Source organism: Dyella sp. CR10 (assembly GCF_055814425.1).
In genome coordinates, this window is record NZ_CP185986.1 from 3,439,955 (window position 1) to 3,458,751 (window position 18,797).

At 62.6% G+C, this 18,797-nt stretch carries 15 protein-coding genes; 12 read left to right on the forward strand and 3 right to left on the reverse strand.

Going from position 1 to position 18,797, the window contains the following annotated elements:
• Window positions 1-19 precede the first annotated feature (19 nt).
• Window positions 20-982 carry an HlyD family secretion protein gene (locus tag ACNR9O_RS15560; RefSeq protein ID WP_473687244.1) on the reverse strand — a complete coding sequence of 321 codons (963 nt, stop codon included), beginning with the start codon at window positions 980-982 and terminating at the stop codon, window positions 20-22.
• On the reverse strand, window positions 979-1,650 hold the full coding sequence (locus ACNR9O_RS15565) for a TetR/AcrR family transcriptional regulator (RefSeq protein WP_473687242.1): 672 nt from the start codon (window positions 1,648-1,650) through the stop codon (window positions 979-981). Before ACNR9O_RS15565 ends, ACNR9O_RS15560 begins: the two co-directional genes overlap by 4 nt.
• A 123-nt stretch (window positions 1,651-1,773) precedes the next feature.
• On the opposite strand from ACNR9O_RS15565, the gene ACNR9O_RS15570 reads away from it, so the two are divergent.
• From ACNR9O_RS15570 to corA, 5 genes are all read left to right on the forward strand, one after another.
• Window positions 1,774-2,754, forward strand: a complete 981-nt coding sequence (locus ACNR9O_RS15570; protein WP_473687240.1) for a PhoH family protein — start codon at window positions 1,774-1,776, stop codon at window positions 2,752-2,754.
• A complete protein-coding gene (gene ybeY, locus ACNR9O_RS15575; RefSeq protein WP_473687238.1) occupies window positions 2,751-3,245 on the forward strand; it encodes an rRNA maturation RNase YbeY in 495 nt (164 codons plus the stop codon). Before ACNR9O_RS15570 ends, ybeY begins: the two co-directional genes overlap by 4 nt.
• A gap of 93 nt (window positions 3,246-3,338) precedes the next feature.
• Complete coding sequence (locus tag ACNR9O_RS15580) at window positions 3,339-4,187, forward strand: HlyC/CorC family transporter (protein WP_473687236.1); 849 nt, start codon at window positions 3,339-3,341, stop codon at window positions 4,185-4,187.
• A gap of 35 nt (window positions 4,188-4,222) precedes the next feature.
• The gene (locus ACNR9O_RS15585; RefSeq protein ID WP_473687234.1) at window positions 4,223-5,440 is read left to right on the forward strand and encodes a lipoprotein N-acyltransferase Lnb domain-containing protein; all 1,218 of its coding nucleotides are present in this window, start codon (window positions 4,223-4,225) and stop codon (window positions 5,438-5,440) included.
• 56 nt (window positions 5,441-5,496) lie between these two features.
• Entirely contained in the window at window positions 5,497-6,519 is a 1,023-nt protein-coding gene (gene corA / locus ACNR9O_RS15590; RefSeq protein WP_473687232.1) for a magnesium/cobalt transporter CorA, read from the forward strand.
• A gap of 67 nt (window positions 6,520-6,586) precedes the next feature.
• On the opposite strand, the gene ACNR9O_RS15595 is transcribed toward corA, so the two are convergent.
• Window positions 6,587-8,668: a prolyl oligopeptidase family serine peptidase gene (locus ACNR9O_RS15595; RefSeq protein WP_473687230.1), complete on the reverse strand. Its 2,082-nt coding sequence runs from the start codon at window positions 8,666-8,668 to the stop codon at window positions 6,587-6,589.
• A gap of 137 nt (window positions 8,669-8,805) precedes the next feature.
• On the opposite strand from ACNR9O_RS15595, the gene ACNR9O_RS15600 reads away from it, so the two are divergent.
• The 7 genes from ACNR9O_RS15600 (at window position 8,806) to ACNR9O_RS15630 (ending at window position 18,788) form a co-directional block, all read left to right on the forward strand.
• The gene (locus ACNR9O_RS15600; protein ID WP_473687228.1) at window positions 8,806-10,542 is read left to right on the forward strand and encodes a peptide MFS transporter; all 1,737 of its coding nucleotides are present in this window, start codon (window positions 8,806-8,808) and stop codon (window positions 10,540-10,542) included.
• 153 nt (window positions 10,543-10,695) lie between these two features.
• Window positions 10,696-11,133: a pilin gene (locus ACNR9O_RS15605; RefSeq protein WP_473687226.1), complete on the forward strand. Its 438-nt coding sequence runs from the start codon at window positions 10,696-10,698 to the stop codon at window positions 11,131-11,133.
• A 344-nt stretch (window positions 11,134-11,477) separates the two neighbouring features.
• Window positions 11,478-11,918 (forward strand): pilin, encoded by a 441-nt coding sequence (locus tag ACNR9O_RS15610; RefSeq protein ID WP_473700795.1) that lies wholly within the window; start codon window positions 11,478-11,480, stop codon window positions 11,916-11,918.
• Window positions 11,852-14,014: a glycosyltransferase family protein gene (locus tag ACNR9O_RS15615; protein ID WP_473687222.1), complete on the forward strand. Its 2,163-nt coding sequence runs from the start codon at window positions 11,852-11,854 to the stop codon at window positions 14,012-14,014. The genes ACNR9O_RS15610 and ACNR9O_RS15615 overlap by 67 nt, the downstream gene beginning before the upstream one ends.
• Entirely contained in the window at window positions 14,011-15,957 is a 1,947-nt protein-coding gene (locus tag ACNR9O_RS15620) for a hypothetical protein (RefSeq protein WP_473687220.1), read from the forward strand. Before ACNR9O_RS15615 ends, ACNR9O_RS15620 begins: the two co-directional genes overlap by 4 nt.
• An 87-nt stretch (window positions 15,958-16,044) precedes the next feature.
• Entirely contained in the window at window positions 16,045-17,313 is a 1,269-nt protein-coding gene (locus tag ACNR9O_RS15625; protein ID WP_473687218.1) for a flippase, read from the forward strand.
• The gene (locus ACNR9O_RS15630; RefSeq protein ID WP_473687216.1) at window positions 17,310-18,788 is read left to right on the forward strand and encodes a hypothetical protein; all 1,479 of its coding nucleotides are present in this window, start codon (window positions 17,310-17,312) and stop codon (window positions 18,786-18,788) included. The genes ACNR9O_RS15625 and ACNR9O_RS15630 overlap by 4 nt, the downstream gene beginning before the upstream one ends.
• Window positions 18,789-18,797 lie beyond the last annotated feature (9 nt).

Below are 18,797 nucleotides of genomic sequence, written 5' to 3' on the forward strand. Positions count from 1 at the left end.
GCGTCCTGGCCATCGGCGCTCACGGCTTCGCCTCGGGATAATCCACGCGCACCGGCAGCCCCACCGGCAGATCGGCGGCGTCCGGCCCCAGCGTCACTTCGGCCAGGTAGCTCAGGCGTGCGGCGTCTTCGCCAACCAGCGCGTAGTACGGCGTGAACTCCGGCTCGCTGCGGATCAGGCGCACCTTGCCGAGATAGACCTTGTCGCGCCCGTCCACGTGGACGCGGACGGTGTCGCCCACGCGCAGGCGGGCGCGCAGCGGCTCTTGCAGATAGATACGTGCATAAGGCGCATCGCCGGCAAGCAACACGGCCAGCGGCGCGCCCACGGGCGCCTGGTCGCCCAGCTTGTAGGGAAGGCTGTCTACCCGGCCCGCGCGTGGTGCCACCAGGTCCAGCTTGCCCAGCAAGACCTTCTGCGCCTCCGCCTGCGACTGCGCGGCTGTCAGCGCCGCCTCGGCCTGCGCGATCTGCTCGGGACGCGTGCCGTGCACGAGGGCATCGAGCTGCGCCCGCGCGGCCGCCACCAGCCCATCTGCGTTGCCCGCCGCCGCACGGGCGCGATCGATATCGGCGGCCGCCGCATAGTTGTCCTTCTGCAACGGCAACAGGCGCTGGTAGTAGGCGCGCGCATCGCGCGCCTGCGCCTCGGCGGCGGCCAGATCGGCGCGTGCCTTGGCGATGTCTTCCTGGCGTGGCCCCACACGGAGCTCCAGCAACGCAGCTTGCTGCTGCCGCGCCTGTGCCTGGGCTGCTGCGAGCTCGGCTTGCGTATGCGCGGGATCGAGCTTGAGCAGCGGCTGTCCGGCCTTGACCGTATCGCCTTCATGCACGCTGACGGCAACGACGCGCTCCGCTACCGGCGCGGGCATGCCGATACGGTCGTACTCCAGCGTGCCGAGCGCTTGCGGAGGTGCCTTGCCACAGCCGGCAAGAACACCCGCAGCGAGCCACGCAACGCCGAACATGACAGATCGTTTCATGAGGAGGCTCCAGACAAAGGCGGTGCCAGTCCACCGGCGAGCAGAGCCAAGGTGTGGTCGCGCAGGGCCTCCGGACCCAGGTCATCGGCCTGGAACACGCGCTGCCAGATCGGCGCGCCGGCGACCGGAAACAGCGTCAAGCCGACCAGCGACACCACCAGTAACCGGGGATCCAACGCGGGATTGAGCGTTCCTGCCTGCTGAGCCGCCGCGAATCGTTGCGCGAGCAGTTGCGGCAGGCTCGGCAGCAGGTGGTGGAACAGCACTTCGCGCAATTCCCCACCTTCGCACAGCACCTCGCGCACCCACAGCGGCGGCAGCCACGGATGCCGGGCCACCACCTCGCCGATGCCGCGGACAAAGGTCTCGACCAGCACCATCGGATCGCCGCCGACCTGCGCCAACCGCTCACGCATCGGCAGCAACGCCGGCAGCAGCCGCTCCTCGATCACCGCCTGCTTCAACTGCGCCTTGTCGCCGAAGTAATAGTGGAGCATCGCCGGCGTCACCCCCGCGTCGGTGGCAATGGCGCGCAGCGGCGTCGCGCCGATACCGTCACGGGCAAAGCGCGCCAGTGCGACGTCGAGCAGATGCGCACGCAGGTCGCGGTCGTCACGAGCGGGGCGGCCGGCGGCGCGGCGAGGAGCGGAGGGCTTGGTTCGGGACATGCCGGATAAATTAATTAATTGGTTAATTACCCGCAAGGGCCGCCACTGGGCTTGATCAGGCCGCTCCCCCGACTTATTCCCCCGGTAGCCCTCCTGCCTCCCCCGCGCTACTCTCGCGCGCCTATGACTGAGCTCAATCAGCGCGACTTCGCGCTCGACCCCGAAGACAACGCCCGCCTCGCCAATCTCTGCGGCCCGTTCGACGAACATCTCCGCCAGATCGAACTGCGCCTCGGCGTGGAAATCGACCATCGCGGCAACCTGTTCCAGGTGATCGGCGAGGACGCCGCCACGCGCGTGGCGGAAAAAGTGCTGCGCGCGCTGTACGACAGCACCGAGCACGAGACCCTCACCGGCCCGCGCATCAACCTGCACCTGGCCGAGTCGGGCATCGACGCGCTGACCGCCGAAGCGGCCGAGAGCGCGCAGGAAGTCGTGATCAAGGTCAAGCGCGGCGTGATCAAGGGGCGCGGCCCCAACCAGGCGCGCTACCTGCACGCCATCACCACGCACGACATCAGTTTCGGCGTCGGCCCGGCCGGCACCGGCAAGACCTACCTGGCGGTGGCCAGCGCGGTGGAAGCGCTGGAAGCCAATCGCGTGCAGCGTCTGCTGCTGGTGCGCCCGGCGGTCGAGGCCGGCGAAAAGCTCGGCTTCCTGCCTGGCGACCTGTCGCAGAAGGTCGATCCTTATCTGCGCCCGCTGTACGACGCGCTGTACGAAATGCTTGGCTTCGAAAAAGTCGCCAAGCTGATCGAACGCAACGTGATCGAGATCGCGCCGCTGGCGTATATGCGCGGCCGCACGCTCAACGATTCGTACGTGATTCTCGACGAAGCGCAGAACACGACGGTCGAACAGATGAAGATGTTCCTCACCCGCATCGGCTTCGGCTCGGTGGCGGTGATTACCGGTGACGTCAGCCAGGTCGACCTGCCGCGCAACGTGCGCTCGGGCCTGCGCCATGCCATCGAAGTGCTGCGCGGCGTGGACGGCATCAGCTTCACCTTCTTCACCTCGCGCGACGTGGTACGCCACCCGCTGGTGGCCAAGATCGTGCGCGCCTACGAGAGCTTTGAGCAGAAGACGGAAGACAACCGATGAGCCGCGCCAAGGCCAACGCGGCCGCGGCGGCCACGTCGAACCTGAGCCTCTCCGTCGGCTACGCCGCACCGCGTGCAGGCGTGCCCTCGCCGGCCAGCTTCCGCCGCTGGGCCGAAGCGGCGCTGCGCGGCGCGCGGCGGCGCAAGGCCACCGAGCTGTCGATCCGCATCGTCGACAGTGCCGAAGGACGCGCCCTCAACCGCGACTACCGCGGCAAGGACTACGCCACCAACGTGCTGTCTTTTCCGGCCGAACTGCCACCGGGCGTCGCCCTGCCCCTGATCGGCGACCTGGCGATCTGCGCCCCGGTCGTCGCCCGCGAAGCGGCCGAGCAAGGCAAGGCACCTCGCGATCACTGGGCCCACATGACCGTGCATGGCGTGCTTCACCTGCTGGGCTACGACCATATCGAGGACGCCGAAGCCGAGGCCATGGAGGCCCTGGAAACCCGCATCCTGGCCGGCCTGGGCATCGCCGATCCATATGCCTGAAGGGCCCGATAGCGCGGCTTGCGCCCTGAATTGTCACGAGTTTTAGGCTAGACTGGGTTTTCCGCCCGCCATCCGGGCATACCCGCAAGCGTAATGAACGAGGACCCTGGCAGTACCAACGGCCCGGCCCACCGCAAATGGTGGGATCGACTGGGCCATCTGTTTTCCGGCGAGCCGCGCAATCGCGAAGAGCTGATTGAAGAGCTCCGCTCCGCCCAGGCCAACGGCCTGATGTCCAACGACACCCTCACCATGGTCGAGGGCGCGATCAAGGTCACCGAGCTGAGCGTCGACGACGTGATGGTGCCGCGCGCGCAGATCGTGATGCTCTCCGCCGAAGCGCCGCTGCGCGAGATCCTCGACACCGTCGTGGAATCCGGCCACTCCCGCTTCCCCGTGCACGGCGAGGACAAGGACGAGATCCTCGGCATCCTGCTGGCCAAGGACCTGCTCCGCTTCGCGGGCAAGGACCAGGATTTCAGCATCACGACGATCCTGCGTCCGGCCGTGCTGATTCCCGAGGCGATGCGCCTCAACGTGCTGCTCGCCGAGTTCCGCCACACCCGCAACCACATGGCACTGGTGGTGGATGAATACGGCGGCGTCGCCGGCCTCATCACCATCGAGGACGTTCTGGAGCAGATCGTCGGCGAGATCGACGACGAGCACGACGACGAGGAAGAACCCCAGCTGATGCACGAGCAGGCCGGCGGCGGCTGGCTGGTCAGCGCGCTCACCCCGATCGCCGATTTCAACGAGCAGGCCGGCGCGGCGTTCTCCGACGAGGAGTTCGATACCGTCGGCGGCATGGCCACGTCCGAATTCGGCCATCTGCCCGAGGTGGGCGAGGAAGTCGCCATCGGCAATTACCTGTTCCACGTCACCGAGGCGGACGACCGCCGCGTGCAGCAGTTCCGCGTGACCCGCCTCGCCGAAGGCTGAGGCCATCCCCCCCCACTCCCAGGAAACGCCCGCCGATGAGCCTGATCGCTCGCACCCTCCTGTTGTTCGCACTGCTCGGAGGCGTGTTCGCCCAGGCTCACGCGGGCGTCGTCGACGCCCCCGGCGCCAACCTGGAAGTGGCGTTGATCACCTACGGTCCCGGCGAGACCTATTGGGAACGCTTCGGCCACGACGCCATCCAGGTGCGCGACACGGTCAGCGGCGAGTCGTTCAACTTCAACTACGGCGTGTTCGATTTCGACGAGAGCGGCTTCCTGCTCAACTTCGCGCGCGGCCGCATGCATTACCTGATGGATGCCGCGCCGACCGAAGTGGACCAGCGCTACTACGTCGAGTCAGGCCGCTCCGTCACCCGCCAGCCGCTCGCCCTGACGGCCGAGCACGCCGCGGCACTGCGCGACTTCCTGCTGTGGAACTTGCGTCCGGAAAACGCGCGCTACGACTACGATTACTACGCCGACAACTGCACCACGCGCGTGCGCGATGCGCTCGACCGCGCCCTCGGCGGCATGATCCGCAAGCAACTGGAAGCGCGCCCAGGCGGCATGACCTATCGCCAGCAGACCGCGCGCCTGATGAGCGCGCAGCCATGGCTGATGCTGATCCTGGATCTGGGCCTCGGCCCGTATGCCGACCAGCCGCTCAGCGCCTGGCAGGAGAGCTTCCTGCCGATGGTGCTCGAGCGCGAGCTCGCGCAAGTAAAGGTCGATGACGGCGCGGGTGGCACTCGCATGCTGGCGGCACCAGCCAAGGTACTTTCGCCGAACCGCCTGGACGTGCCGCCGGACCAGGCACCCGACCTGCGCTTCCCGCTCGCCATCGCCGGCCTCGTCTTCGCCGCACTGCTCGTCGCCAGCGCCCGCCGCTGGCCCACCGGCCTGGCCCTGCTCGGCACGCTTTACCTGACGGCTGCCGGCATCGTCGGCCTCCTGCTGCTGGTGCTGTGGACCCTCACCACCCACCACTCCGCCTGGGCCAACGCAAATCTGCTGCTGTTCAATCCGCTCGCCTTCCTGCTGCTGCCTTCACTATGGCGCGCGCGCCGCGGCCTCGCCGCCTCGCGCCTGGCCGACCGCATCCTCCTGCTGCAGCTGATCGCCCTGGTCGTCGCCATCGCCATGCACCTGCTCCCGAGCACGGTGCAACAGAACCAGCCGTGGCTGCTGTTCGCGCTGCCGTGCTGGCTGGCGCTGTCGTGGAGTCTGCGGCGCGGCTTGCGGCGGCTGGTCTGACCGGATTCAGCCCCTCGCTATTGAAGGCGTAACAAGGCCCTGGGCATCATGCGCCCATGCCTACGAACACGCTCGCCGCTCCGGCCACCGATACCGCCACGCCCGCCATGGTGGTCAACTGCGTCGCCTACAACACCCGCGACGGCAAGCGCATCGGCGATATCACGCTCGATGCCATCAGCGATGTGCTGAAGGAGCCGGATACCTTCGTATGGGTGGGGCTGCATGAGCCGGACGAATCGCTGCTGTTGAAACTGCAGGAAGAGTTCGATTTGCACGACCTGGCGATCGAGGACGCGCAGCACGCGCACCAGCGCACCAAGATCGAGGCCTACGGCGATTCGCTGTTCATCGTGGTGCAAACCGCGCAACTGGTGAACGGGCACATCGCCTTCGGCGAGACGCATATCTTCTTGGGGGCGCGTTATCTGGTCACCGTACGGCACGGCGCTTCGCTTTCCTATGCGCCGGCCCGACGCGCCTGCGAGCACACCCCGGATCTGCTGGCGCTCGGCCCCAGCTATGGCCTCTACGGCGTGCTCGACTTCATCGTCGACAACCTGCTGCCGATCGTGCGCGAGTTCAAGGAAGAGCTGCAGGAGCTGGAGCAGGACATCTTCGGCGACACCTTCAAGCGCCGCACGGTACGCCGCCTCTACGACATGCAGCGCGACCTGATGACCCTGCGCCTGGCCGTGGCGCCATTGCAGGACATCATCAGCCAGCTGGTGCGCATGCATCCGCACCTGATCCAGGACGAGCTGCGCGCGTACTTCCGCGATGTGTACGACCACGTGTTCCGCGTCAACGAGTCCATCAGCGCGATGCGCGAAATGCTCGCCGCGGCGATCAACATCAACCTCTCCCTGGTGACCTTCAACCAGAACGAGGTGATGAAGAAACTTGCCGGCTGGGCGGCGATGCTCGCCGCACCGACGCTGATCACCAGCTGGTACGGCATGAACTTCCATCACATGCCCGAGCTCGATCAGACCTGGGCTTATCCCACGATGATCTGCCTGGTTATCGGCGTAGTCGGCGGCATTTATTTCTGGCTGAAGCGCTCGCGCTGGCTTTGAAAAGGTTGCGCGCGCGGGCATAAAAAAGGCGACCCGAGGGTCGCCTTTTTTCGTTGCATCGGGAGGATTACTTGCCGCTCTTCTTGCCGGCATCCTTCACCGTCCACTGCTTCAGCCAGGCATTGACCGTCTCGTGCCACTGCACGCTGTTCTGCGGCTTGAGCACCCAATGGTTCTCGTCCGGGAAATGCAGGAACTGGCTGGGAATGCCGCGGCGCTGCATGGCGGTAAACGCGCCAAGGCCCTGCACGTCCGGAATGCGGAAATCCTTGCCGCCGTGGATGACCAGCATCGGCACACGCCAGTCCTTCACATGGTTCAGCGGATTGAACTTCTCGTAGTTTTCCGGGTGGTCGTACTGCGTGCCGCCGTTCTCCTTCTCCTCGAACCACAGCTCTTCGGTGCTGTAGTACATCGAGCGAGCGTCGAACACGCCATCGTGGTCGACCAGGCACTTCCACGGCTCGTTCCACACGCCGGCGATCCAGTACACCATGTAGCCGCCATAGCTGGCGCCCAGCGCGCAGGCGCGATCGCCATCCAGGAAGCTGTATTTGGAGAGCGCAGCCTTCCAGCCGGCCTTCAGGTCATCCAGCGGCTTGCCGCCCCAATCGCCCGAGATCGAATCGGTGAAGGCCTGACCATAGCCGGTGGAGCCATGGAAATTGATGGTGACCACCGCAAAGCCCTGGCCCGCATACGTCTGCGGATTCCAGCGGTAGCTCCACGCATTGCTCATCGCGCCCTGCGGGCCGCCATGGATGATGAAGGCCACCGGATACTTGCGCCCGGATTTGTAGTTGGCCGGCTTGACCACGTAGCCCTGCACCGACTCGTTGTTCCAGCCCTTGAAGGTGAAGAACTCCGCGTCGCCCATCTGCGTGTTCTTAAGGCGCTGCGCGTTGAAGTGCGTGACCTGTTTCAGGCCTTTGCCCTGAAGATCCGCCACGTACAGGTCGGCCGGATGCTTGAGGTCATCGCGCTGCAGCAGCAGGCGCGACTTGCCCAGCGCATAACCGCCAACGGAGCCATCGGTTACCACGGTGCGGACCTTGCCCGTCGCCACATCGACGGCGAACAGCGGATGCTGGCCGTGATCGTCGGCCGTGGCATATAGCGTCTTGCCGTCGCCGGAAATCTGCAGACTGCCAGCCGAGCGATCCCAGTCCGGCGCGACTTCGCGCTTCTGCCCGCTGTCCAGGTCCAGCGCCATGATAGCGAAGCGATCGGCCTCGAAGCCTGGCTCCTTCATCGCCAGGTAATACAGCGTCTTGCCATCCGGCGAAGCGACCGGCGACGCATCCCAGGCGAGATTGGCGGCGGTGAGGTTCTTCGGCGCGACAGAGCCGTCCGCCGGCACGCTGTAGACGTCGAAGTTGGTCGACCAGGGCTCGCTCTTGCCGGCGATGCGCGCACCGAAGTACACCGTGCGGCCATCAGGCGAGAAGCTGAACTCGTCGTCGCCGCCGAAAGGCTTGCTCGGTACGTCGCCATCGATATCGCGACTGAGCAGGCGCGGCATCTCCGCGGCATTGCCGAGATCCGCGATGTACAGCTGCGCGCGACGGCCATCCGCCCAGGTATCCCAATGGCGCACGAACACCTTGTCGTAGACCGTGCCCGTCGCCTTGTCCGCTTCGCGGCCGTCCAGCCGCTCCTTGGTGCAGGCCAGGTCGGCGCAGTCGGTGAAGACCTCGAAGCTCAGCAGCGCCTGCTTGCCGTCCGGCGACAGCTTGAACGCATTGACGTCAATGGGCGCATGCGTCACCGGCGCCGGCGTGCCGGCCGAGGCGCCGAGCGGGGCGCGCCAAAGCTGCGCCACGCCGTCCTTCGCGGCAACGTAATAGAACGACGCACCATCCGGCGCCCAGCGCGGCGACGAACCCTTGTCCACCAGCTTGCGCGGCTGGCCGCCCTGCTGCAGGTCCAGCACATAGATGGCGGTGACGCCCTTGTTCGCGGCGTAATCGGTGCTGCGCAGGGTGTACAGCGCATAGCGCCCGTCCGGCGACAGCTGCGGATCGCCCGCGCGGTCCATCATCACCAGATCGCGGATATTGAACGGATGCGGTGAGCGGTTCTCGACCTCGGCGGCGATGGCCGACGTGGTCGCCAGCGCCAGCGCCAGGGCGGCGAGCAGCGGTTTCATGGCGGGATTCCCTCGACAGACGTAAAGCACGAACGGTAAAAGCCTGCGCCACGGGGCGCAAGGAATGGCGCAGCAAGCGGACTCCGGCTCCGGCCGTGCCATCGCTATACTCGCCGCTTTTGCAGTCGGGCCCGCCCATGGACCAAGCCACCCTCGCCGCCGGACCCGCGGCCCCCGCCCACTCGGATGAGCTGTTCGGCCACCCGAAAGGGCTGTACGTGTGCTTCTTCACTGAGATGTGGGAGCGGTTCTCGTTCTACGGCATGAAGGCGCTGCTGGCGCTGTACCTGATCAAGCACCATGGCTTCAGCGACGCCGAAAGCCTCTCCGTGCTCGGAGCCTATGGTGGTCTGGTCTACGCCACGCCCGTGCTCGGCGGCCTGCTGGCCGATCGCTACCTCGGCATGCGCAAGGCGGTAGTGCTCGGCGGTGTGCTGCTGTGCCTGGGCCACCTGGGCATGGCGGTGGAAGGCCATGCAGCGACCATCGGACCGGACGGCGTCGTGCACCGGGACCTGGTCGCGCTCAGCGTGTTTTATCTGTCGCTTGCCCTGATCATCAGCGGGGTCGGCTTCCTCAAGCCGAACATCTCCACCGTGGTGGGCAAGCTGTACGCGGAAGACGATCCGCGGCTGGATTCCGGCTTCACCTTGTTCTACGCGGGCATCAATGTCGGCGCGCTGTTCTCGGCGCTGATCTGCGGCTATCTCGGCGAGCGCTTCGGCTGGGGCTACGGCTTCGGCGCCGCAGGCATCGGCATGCTGGCGGGCCTGGCCGTGTTCCTTACCGGACAGAAGTATCTGCAAGGTCACGCCGAACCGCCGAATCCACCAGCACTGAAGCGCCGCCTGCTCGGCCCCTTGAATGTCGAATGGACCATCTACCTCTGTGCCGCGCTGGCGCTACCGGGGCTGTGGGCGCTGATGCAGCTGGGCACTGCCGTGCTGTGGCTGCAGGTGGCGACGATGGCCGCATGGCTGGGCTGGCTGGCCTGGTATGTCACTGCGCGCTGTAACCGCGTGCAGCGCCAGCAGATGCTGGCCTGCGTGTTCTTCGTCGGCGTGTGCCTGCTGTTCTTCACCCTGTACGAGCAGACTTACGGCTCGTGGGTGCTGTTCAACGACCGCATGCTGACCAAGGACCTGTTTCCCTCGCTGGTCATCCGCGACGGTCATCCGGTGCCCTGGTCCACCCTGCCGCTGGTACTGAGCCCCATCCTCGTCGCCATCGCCCTGCGCCTGCGCAGCGGCCGCTTGCCCGGCCTGCTGCTGGGCGGACTCACGGTGATGGGCATCGTCTGCATCGTGCGCGATTGCATCGTGCTGCCGCAGAGTGCCAGCTCGCTCACCTACCTGGGTGCGCTGTTCATCGTGCTGCTCTCGCCGATCGCCGCATGGCTGTGGCCGCTCCTCGACCGGATGGGCCTCAATCCCTCCAAGCCGGCCAAGAGCGCCATCGGCCTGGCCTTCGCAGGGCTGTCGTTCCTACCGCTGATCGCAGGCAACCCCGAAGGCGCCGGCACGGCGCTTGGGAGCGTCTGGTGGATCGTGCTGGCCTATTTGCTGATCGAGATCGGCGAAGTGGCGCTGTCGCCGATCGGGTTATCGGCGGTGACGCAGCTCTCGGTGCCGCAGGTGGCTGGCCTGATGATGGGGGCGTGGTGGCTGGGGACGTCGTTCTCAGAGCAGCTGGCGTCGATCCTGGGCAAGCTCGCCGCGCTGGACGTGCCAGCGGATGGGCAGATCGATATGGCGATGGCGGCCGCGAAGTACGGGGAGTTGTTCCGACATATGGTCTGGCTGGGGCTGGGGACTGCCGTTCTTGCGCTGGTTTTGACGCCGGTGGTCAGGCGGTGGATGCATGGGGTGAGGTGAGGTCTCGGCTCCAAAGCCATGGGCGTGTAAATCGTGTGCCGTCGGTCACGAAATGCACAATCCTAACGGGCGCCCCATGTACCGACCGGCACCGGTAACGCTCTTGGTACAAAACATGCCTTTCCCGGGATGTAGACACCCAGGGGACCATCCATGTCGCACCACCGCCTTGCCAAAGGTTTTACGCTGATCGAGCTGATGATCGTTGTCGCGATCATCGCCATTCTTGCGGCCATCGCCATTCCTGCTTATCAGGACTATGTGATCCGCGCCGAAGTAACAGAGGGCGTAAGCCTTTCGACCGGTGCAAAGTCCGCCGTATGGGACTTCATTTCCAATACCGGCCGCTTTCCCCCGAACAACAGCTCGGCGGGACTCGCTTCGAGTGTTTCCATCAATGGCAGCTATGTCTCCAAAGTGGATGCATCGGGCGGACACGTCAACGTCGAGTTCAAAGGACCGAAAGCCAACAAGGCTATCGCCAATTTCAGCCTTGTTCTCTCGCCGGTTACGCACGCAGGCAGCATTACGTGGACGTGTGCCGGGAGCAGTTTGCCGAGCCGATACCTGCCCGCTATCTGCCGCAGCTGACGTTGAAAGAACACGCCAAAATGCCGATTTTGGTCACTACGTGACGCAATTGGGCAGCCTTATTTGCTTGTCAGCCGCATCACGTTTTCGCGAAATCAATGGCTCGAAATCCTTGCTTGTCAAGCTTCCGTGATGACGTGCACAATCTCCGCGGCTACCGATATGCGGAAATATCTCGGCGTCATTAGTGGCATGCAAACTGCTTCTTTTGGCGCGAGCTTCCTGGTCATTCCTGACCGCAAGTTATGGGGACCAATCCCGCCTAGGGGGATTAGGGACTGGGGCTCAGGGGGCATCAACTACGGTTAGCTAACCAAGACAGAGGAACGACTGTGAAGAAGAACATGCAGAAGGGCTTTACCCTTATCGAACTGATGATCGTCGTTGCGATCATCGCCATCCTGGCCGCCATCGCGATTCCTGCCTATCAGGACTATGTGATCCGCTCGCAGGTGTCCGAGGGCATGACCCTGGCGGACGGCTCGAAGACCGCGCTGGCTGAGTTCTATAGCAATAAGGGCGACTTTCCGACCAGCCAAGTGTCTGCGGGCCTTGCCACTGCCGGCAGCATCAACGGCAATTACGTCCTTAGCGTCGATGCCACTTCCAACAAAGGCAAGATCACCGTGACGATGGGCAACAAGGCCAACTCCAAGATCACGGCTTCCGGCGCCAACACGCTGGTTCTGTCGGCTGTCACTTCCGCTGGCAGCACCTCTTGGCACTGCAATGCTGCTGCTGGTACCACGATTGCTTCGAAGTACCTGCCGACCGCATGCCGCTAATCGGTCAAGCACCGAATGGAAAAGAAGCCGCCTCACGGCGGCTTCTTTTTTGGACGGACGCCCGTTTTTTTTTCTGGCTCTTCCTCGCAGCCCTCCTGCTTATTACCGCGCTGATCTATGCCCCAGGCCTGAAGGGCGGCTTCCTTTTCGACGATTACGCCAACCTCCCCAACCTCGGGAGCATGGGGCCCATCGATAACTGGCAGGCTTTCTGGCGCTATGTAACTTCGGGCGCCGCCGACCCCACTGGAAGGCCGGTGTCGCTGATCACTTTCCTGCTGGATGCCCACGACTGGCCCGCCGAACCATGGCCATTCAAGCGAACGAATTTGCTTTTGCACCTTCTCAACGGGCTCCTGCTAGCCACGCTGCTACGGAAGCTCGGCCAAGCCCTGCCAGCCGCACAGGAACATCCTCTGCGTGTCAACGCCGCAGCCGTCTTGGGCGCCTCCATGTGGCTCCTGCACCCATTACTGGTCTCCACCACGCTATATATCGTGCAGCGTGAGGCTATCCTACCAACCACGTTCACGCTTGTCGGTCTACTGTCGTGGCTTCAAGCCCGCGTCGCGTTCCGATACGGCGCAACTGTCCGTGGCTGGATATGGGCCACACTCGGCTTTGGCCTCTCTACTCTTCTTGCCACTTTGAGCAAGGCCAACGGCTTGCTTCTGCCAGCTCTCATGGGAGCTGTCGAGTATTTCTTTCTCAGAAATGCAGCGGCAACGCCCTCATCACCTACGCCCTCACTGGGTAGACATTACCGTGTCGCCCTTATCCTCTTGATAATCGTGCCAACGCTCGCCATAGCGTCGTTCCTCTTGCACGAAGGCTGGCGCGGCATGGCGCATGGAATTTCATCGATCCGTCCCTGGACGCTGGGCCAAAGACTTCTCACCGAGCCACGCGTACTTGTGGACTACCTCAAATTGCTATGGTTCCCGCACCCCTATACCACCGGACTTTTCAACGATCAGTACCGGGCGTCCACTTCGCTTTGGACCCCAACCAGCACATGGCTTGCGATCCTTGCCATTGCAGGATTACTGGTATCGGCCTGGATGCTTCGAAACAAAAAACCAGTCCTGGCCGTTGCCATCGCCTTCTTCTTCGTAGGCCATGCGATGGAATCGACGACTGTCGCGCTTGAGCTCTATTTCGAGCATCGAAATTACCTGCCGGCCATGCTGCTGTTCTGGCCACTAGCCCAGTGGCTCTGCGGCGCGCCGTCCACACTCTCGCCGAGCAGAACTTACCCGCCCCCGAATGAAGCATTAGCGCTAAAAATCGGCCTGATGCTTGTCATCCTGAGCGGACTTGCCGGCATGTCGTATGCGCGCGCTGACCTATGGGGCAACACGCGCGACCAAGCCTTGCTCTGGGCAAAAATCAATCCACACTCGCCAAGGGCCCAGGCTTATGCGGCACAAGCGGAAATACAAGCCGGAAAACCAGCATTGGCAGTCGCACGTCTCGCGCCAGCCCTGGCCCGCAATCCTGATCAGATCCAGCTCGCCCTAAATCTGCTGGCTGCACGTTGCCAACAGGGCAACCTCACGAATATCGATCTCGAACAGGCTACGACTGCACTGCGTACGACTCGCGATGCCGGCACCCTGCTGTCGAATTGGTTCGGCCGTGCCATCGACAACGCCCATTCGCCCGCGTGCCCCGAAATGACGACAGCAACCATCGGCCGGCTTCTCGAGGCGGCAATGGAGAACCCTCTGCTGATGAGCACCGAAGGGCGACGCCAGGACCTTTACCACCTGCAAGGCCGCCTTGCGCTGGTACGTGATATGCCTGAGGAGGCGTTAGCCAGCTTCAACCTTGCTTTGGATCAGCAAGTCCGTATCTCCGCGGCACTCAAGCAGGCAGCGATACTTGGCGCCGCAGGCCATCCAGCGCAAGGACTTGCTCATCTGGCCCGCTACGATGCTGAACGGAGCAAAGAAGCCAAACCCGAAATCGGAATGCCACAAATCCATGCCTGGATACTTACCCGCCAGAACTACTGGGATCGGGAACTGGTACGTTTAAGGCAGACCCTGCAAGACGACGCCATGCGCCAACGGCAACTTCCCCATTCAGCATGACCATTAAACGCTTTCCACCCCTTTCCAGTCTGGTCCTGCTGACCTTCCTGGCCGTGACCATACTGATCTACTGGCCAGGCCTGGCCGGAGGCTGGCTTTTCGACGACTACCCCAACATCGTCGATAACCACAGCGTGCAGCCGGAGAATGCCAGCCCTTCGACGCTGATCCGCGCAGCGCTGTCTTCTCCGGCGAGCGAATTCAAGCGTCCGCTGGCTTCATTGAGCTTTGCAATCAACTACCTGCTTTCAGGGCTCAATCCCTATTGGATGAAGCTGACCAATCTGGGAATCCACTTGCTCAATAGCTGTCTGGTCTTCCTGCTATCCAGAAGGATCCTTCGCATCGCGTCATCGCTCAGCGGAGCCTCGAATGCCAGGCCGCATGCAGCATCTCACGAAGGCATCACTGCCGCGGTAATTGCGGGCGCATGGCTGCTGCTGCCAATCAATCTCACAGCGGTCCTTTATGTAGTGCAGCGCATGGAGAGTCTCGCCAATCTGTTTGTCCTCGCCGGACTGATAGGCTATCTAGCCGGCCGCCAACGAATGCTGAGGGGGGGACAATACAAGACTGGTTTCGTCCTTTGTGCCGCTAGCGTAGCAGTCGGCACGATGGCAGGCTTGCTCGCCAAGGAAACCGCCATCATGCTCCCGCTTTACGCCGCCGCCTCCGAATGGACCTTGTTTGGGTTTCGGCAGGCGAACGGACGGCGTGACATATCGGTCATCACCGCGTTTCTGTTCCTGCTCGCCCTGCCGCTAGTCCTGGGCCTCGCCTGGCTTCTGCCTGGCTTGCTGCAACCGGGTACCTGGGCCAATCGCGACTTCACGCTCGGCACTCGATTGCTCAGCGAAGCGCGTATCGTTTCGACTTATGTGCTTTGGACGCTGCTCCCGACAATGGGGGAGCTGAGCTTCTATCACGACGACTTCGCCAATTCGTCTGGCCTCCTGTCTCCCTGGACGACCCTTGCTGGAATTGCGTTTCTTATTTTGCTCGCTGCGGCGGCAATACGCCTGCGCAAAACAGCGCCGATAGCCTCGCTGGGCCTTCTGCTCTTTCTCGGCTGCCACCTGCTGACAGGCACCGTCCTGCCGCTCGAGCTCATCTATGAGCATCGAAATTACTTCGCGAGTTTCGGCCTTCTGCTCGTGGTCGTGCCCCCGCTGGCTGGCGTGATACCGGCTGGCAACCAGACGCTGCTTCTGCCCCGGCGCGTCCTGCTCGGCGGGCTGATCCTTATGTGGGCAAGCCTGACCGCCATGACTGCTCACGCCTGGAGTAATCCGCTCAATCTCGCGGAAGAGTTGGCGGCAAGAGCGCCCGGATCTCCTCGGGCTCAATATGAACTGGGTCGCGTCTACATCATCTATTCGCACTACGAACCGCTGTCGCCTTTCACGCGCATGGCCTACGAGCCACTCGAACGCGCCGCGGCCATGTCGAAGTCGTCGATCCTTCCGCAGCAAGCGCTGATATTCATGAACTCGCGTATGCATCTGCCGCTTAAGGATGCCTGGTGGGAAACCATGATCGTGAAGCTGAAATCCCGCAAGCCTGGAGTACAGGACGAAAGCTCATTGGCCGCGCTCACGCAATGCGCGCGCCAGAAAACCTGTGAATTGCCCGAAGACCGCATGATCCAGGCATTCCTCGCGGCATTAGATCATCCGGCACCAGCTCCGCGCTTACTAGCGACATACGGAGACTACGCGTGGAACGTACTGGATGACCGCTCATTGGCCCTGAGCATGACTCGCGAAGCCGCCGAGAAAGCTCCTGGCGAATCTGCCTACTGGATCACCTTGGCACGCATGCTCGCAGCGAGCGATCAGCCTAATGAAGCCCGTCGCGCCATAGCGCACCTCAAGACACTCAATGTTGGAGGAAGTCTGGATACTACCTTGACCGAGCTGTCGCATCTGCCCGGCATTCGCTGAGGAGCTCCTAATGAGGCCTCAACTCCTTCCAATTCCGCGCTCTTTCACCATGAGGTGCGCCTTGATCGAAAGCGGCATGCGCTGAGCATGGACCGTACGATCTGGCAAAACACGGCGGCCCTGCTGACCATTCAGGCGGCCAGCTGGCTATTCCCACTGATCACTTTCCCATACCTCGTCCGCTGCCTCGGCGCCGCACAGTTTGGCTCGATGATGTTTGCGCAGGCCGTCGTTACTTATGTACTGCTAGTTTCCGAGTATGGTTTCAATTGGTCCGCCACGCATATCGCTTCTGTGCGTCGAGACGAGCCGACCGTCCTTTCGCGTCACTTTGCCAACGTCACGGCAGCGAAATGTCTTCTAGCCATGGGCGGCACGCTCATACTGGCCATCCTGTGCGAGGCCATTCCGCCTCTTAAACAGAACAGAACTCTCATACTCGCCAACCTGCCTGCGGTCGCGGGAGCCATTCTCATCCCACAATGGCTCTACCAGGGCATGGAAAACGTACGCCCGATAGCGATATCTATGGTTCTAGGACGAATGGCTGTCGTGCCAATGATCTTTCTGTTCGTGCATCACCCGGGAGATACAGCCATTGCCTCATTAATCAGCAGCTCCGGCGGTTTACTGTCCGGCCTCATCGTTCAAGCACACCTGCGGCGTTGGGGCATCGTACGTTATCGCCTTCCCGACCTGGCCGGTCTGCGCGCCACACTCATGTCAGGTTGGCATGTTTTTCTCTCGACCGCCTCGATCAGCCTTTACACCACCGCCAACAATGTCGTGCTCGGCCTTGTCTCAGGCCCGGCAGCGGTAGGCCAGTTCGCTGCTGCCGATAAGTTCCGCTTTGTTGCCCAGAATTTGCTCGAACCGCTATCAGGAGCGACGTACCCCCGCATTGGCCCTTTGGTGCAGAAGAGAGACCCCGAGGGATTCGCGCTCATCAGGCGGCTATTCATACTGCAAATCCCGGCAAGCGCGCTGCTCGGAGTAGCTCTGTGCATCTTTGCTCCCCAACTTGTCAGATTGGTTCTCGGCCCGGGATATGCCGAAGCGGTGCCCATACTGCGCATGCTTGCGTTTATCCCGCTGCTGGTCAGAGTCTCCGGGATCTTCGGTGTCCAGATGATGATACCGATGGGCATGACGCGGACCTTCAGCCATATACTGTTCGCTGCGGGTCTCTCTAACATCATGCTGATGCTTCCGCTGGCCGCGCGCTACCGGGGAATGGGGGCCGCGATGGCCGTTTTCGTGACGGAATTGATCATTACTCTGGCCATGGGCGTCGCCCTCAGCCGGACGGGGGCATTGCAGGATATTTTCCGCCATTGCCCGGAGCGAGTTCGATGAACGAGACGTCTACCGCGAGGCGTTCCGGCGGCTACATTCCGGTAGATCGCCTAGTGCTCTCAGTCATTACCCTCATGGCTGCACCCTACCTGGTGCTCTACGCGGGCATCAGCAGCTTCGGATGGATTGCCGCCATCGCGGCAGCCCTGTTAATTGTACTCGCGGCAGCATTACGTCACCGCGCTGCCGATTCAACACTTGAACAGATCAGTTGGAAGATTCTGTTTCTGTATTTCTCCGTCTCGATACTGTTATTCGCCCTAGGCGGGGAAGGGGGCTTCTTCTACGCCAACCCGGACTGGATCGTCCGCAATGCCACCCTTGCCGATCTTGTCCAGCAACCCTGGCTGCCGACCTACACCGACAATGGACAAACGCTTGTCATGCGGGCGCCTATCGGCATGTACATGTTGCCCGCCATCTTCGGCAAGCTTTTTGGTCTACGCATCGCCCATCTTGCCCTGCTCATTCAAAACAGCGTTTTTTTTACCTTACTATTGGCCCTTGCCGGCTCAGTCGTTACGGGCACGAAGCGTCGCTTCGTATTTCTTGTGGTCTTCGTCGCCTTTAGCGGACTGGATATCGTCCCCCACATCGTCAGTGCACTGATTGACCACCATCCCATTCCATCCCATCTGGAGTGGTGGAATCGAGAACTCCAGTACTCTTCTACCATCACGTTGCTGTTCTGGGCGCCACCACACGCATTGCCGGCCTGGGCATTCGCTGTCTTCGTGCTCGCCAGGCTCAGGAACGGCCTGGCGCTCGCCGATCTGCTTATCCTGTTCGCCTTACTACCACTCTGGTCACCGTTCGCTTTCATCGGGGCCGCACCTTTTGCACTCTTCTTCTTCCTGAGCGCGCCGGATCGCGCTCCCTTGGGCCGGATCCTTATCACGATAGCGTTCGCAGGACTGACCGTCCTTCCGGCAATCTACTATCTGCATGCGGACTCGGGGGCTTTCGCGCTGCATGTTGTAAAAGTGGATGGCCCATTCCTTCTTAAATACCTGGCATTCTGTATCGTCGAGCTTGGCTCCGCCCTATGGATCTGTAGTCAGTCTGCCTGCTCGTTATTGCCAAAATCGCTCATGACCACGGTCGTACTGATGCTTTTCGCCTTGCCATTCTTCGCTCTCGGCGACAGCAAGGATCTCGTCATGCGGTCTTCCGTGCCAGCTCTTGCTCTGCTCGCATTCGCCTGCGGTCACGCAATGGCAAGCGGAGACATCAAAGCGCAGCCCCTGAGACTTGCTATCTGCTTGCTCATTCTCGGTTCCTTTACTGGGCTGTTCGAGATCCGGCGCTCGCTGGTGACGCCTCCTCAGCCGATTTCCAACCGAAACATGCTCGACGCATGGATCTGCACGCCATTCCAGACGGCAGACAGGCGCAGTTATCTTGCTCGCGCAGAGACACTCCCCGATTGGGCGGCCGGCGATCGTAAGCCTTCGGTTATTCCATTCAAGCGCTAATACGCCACC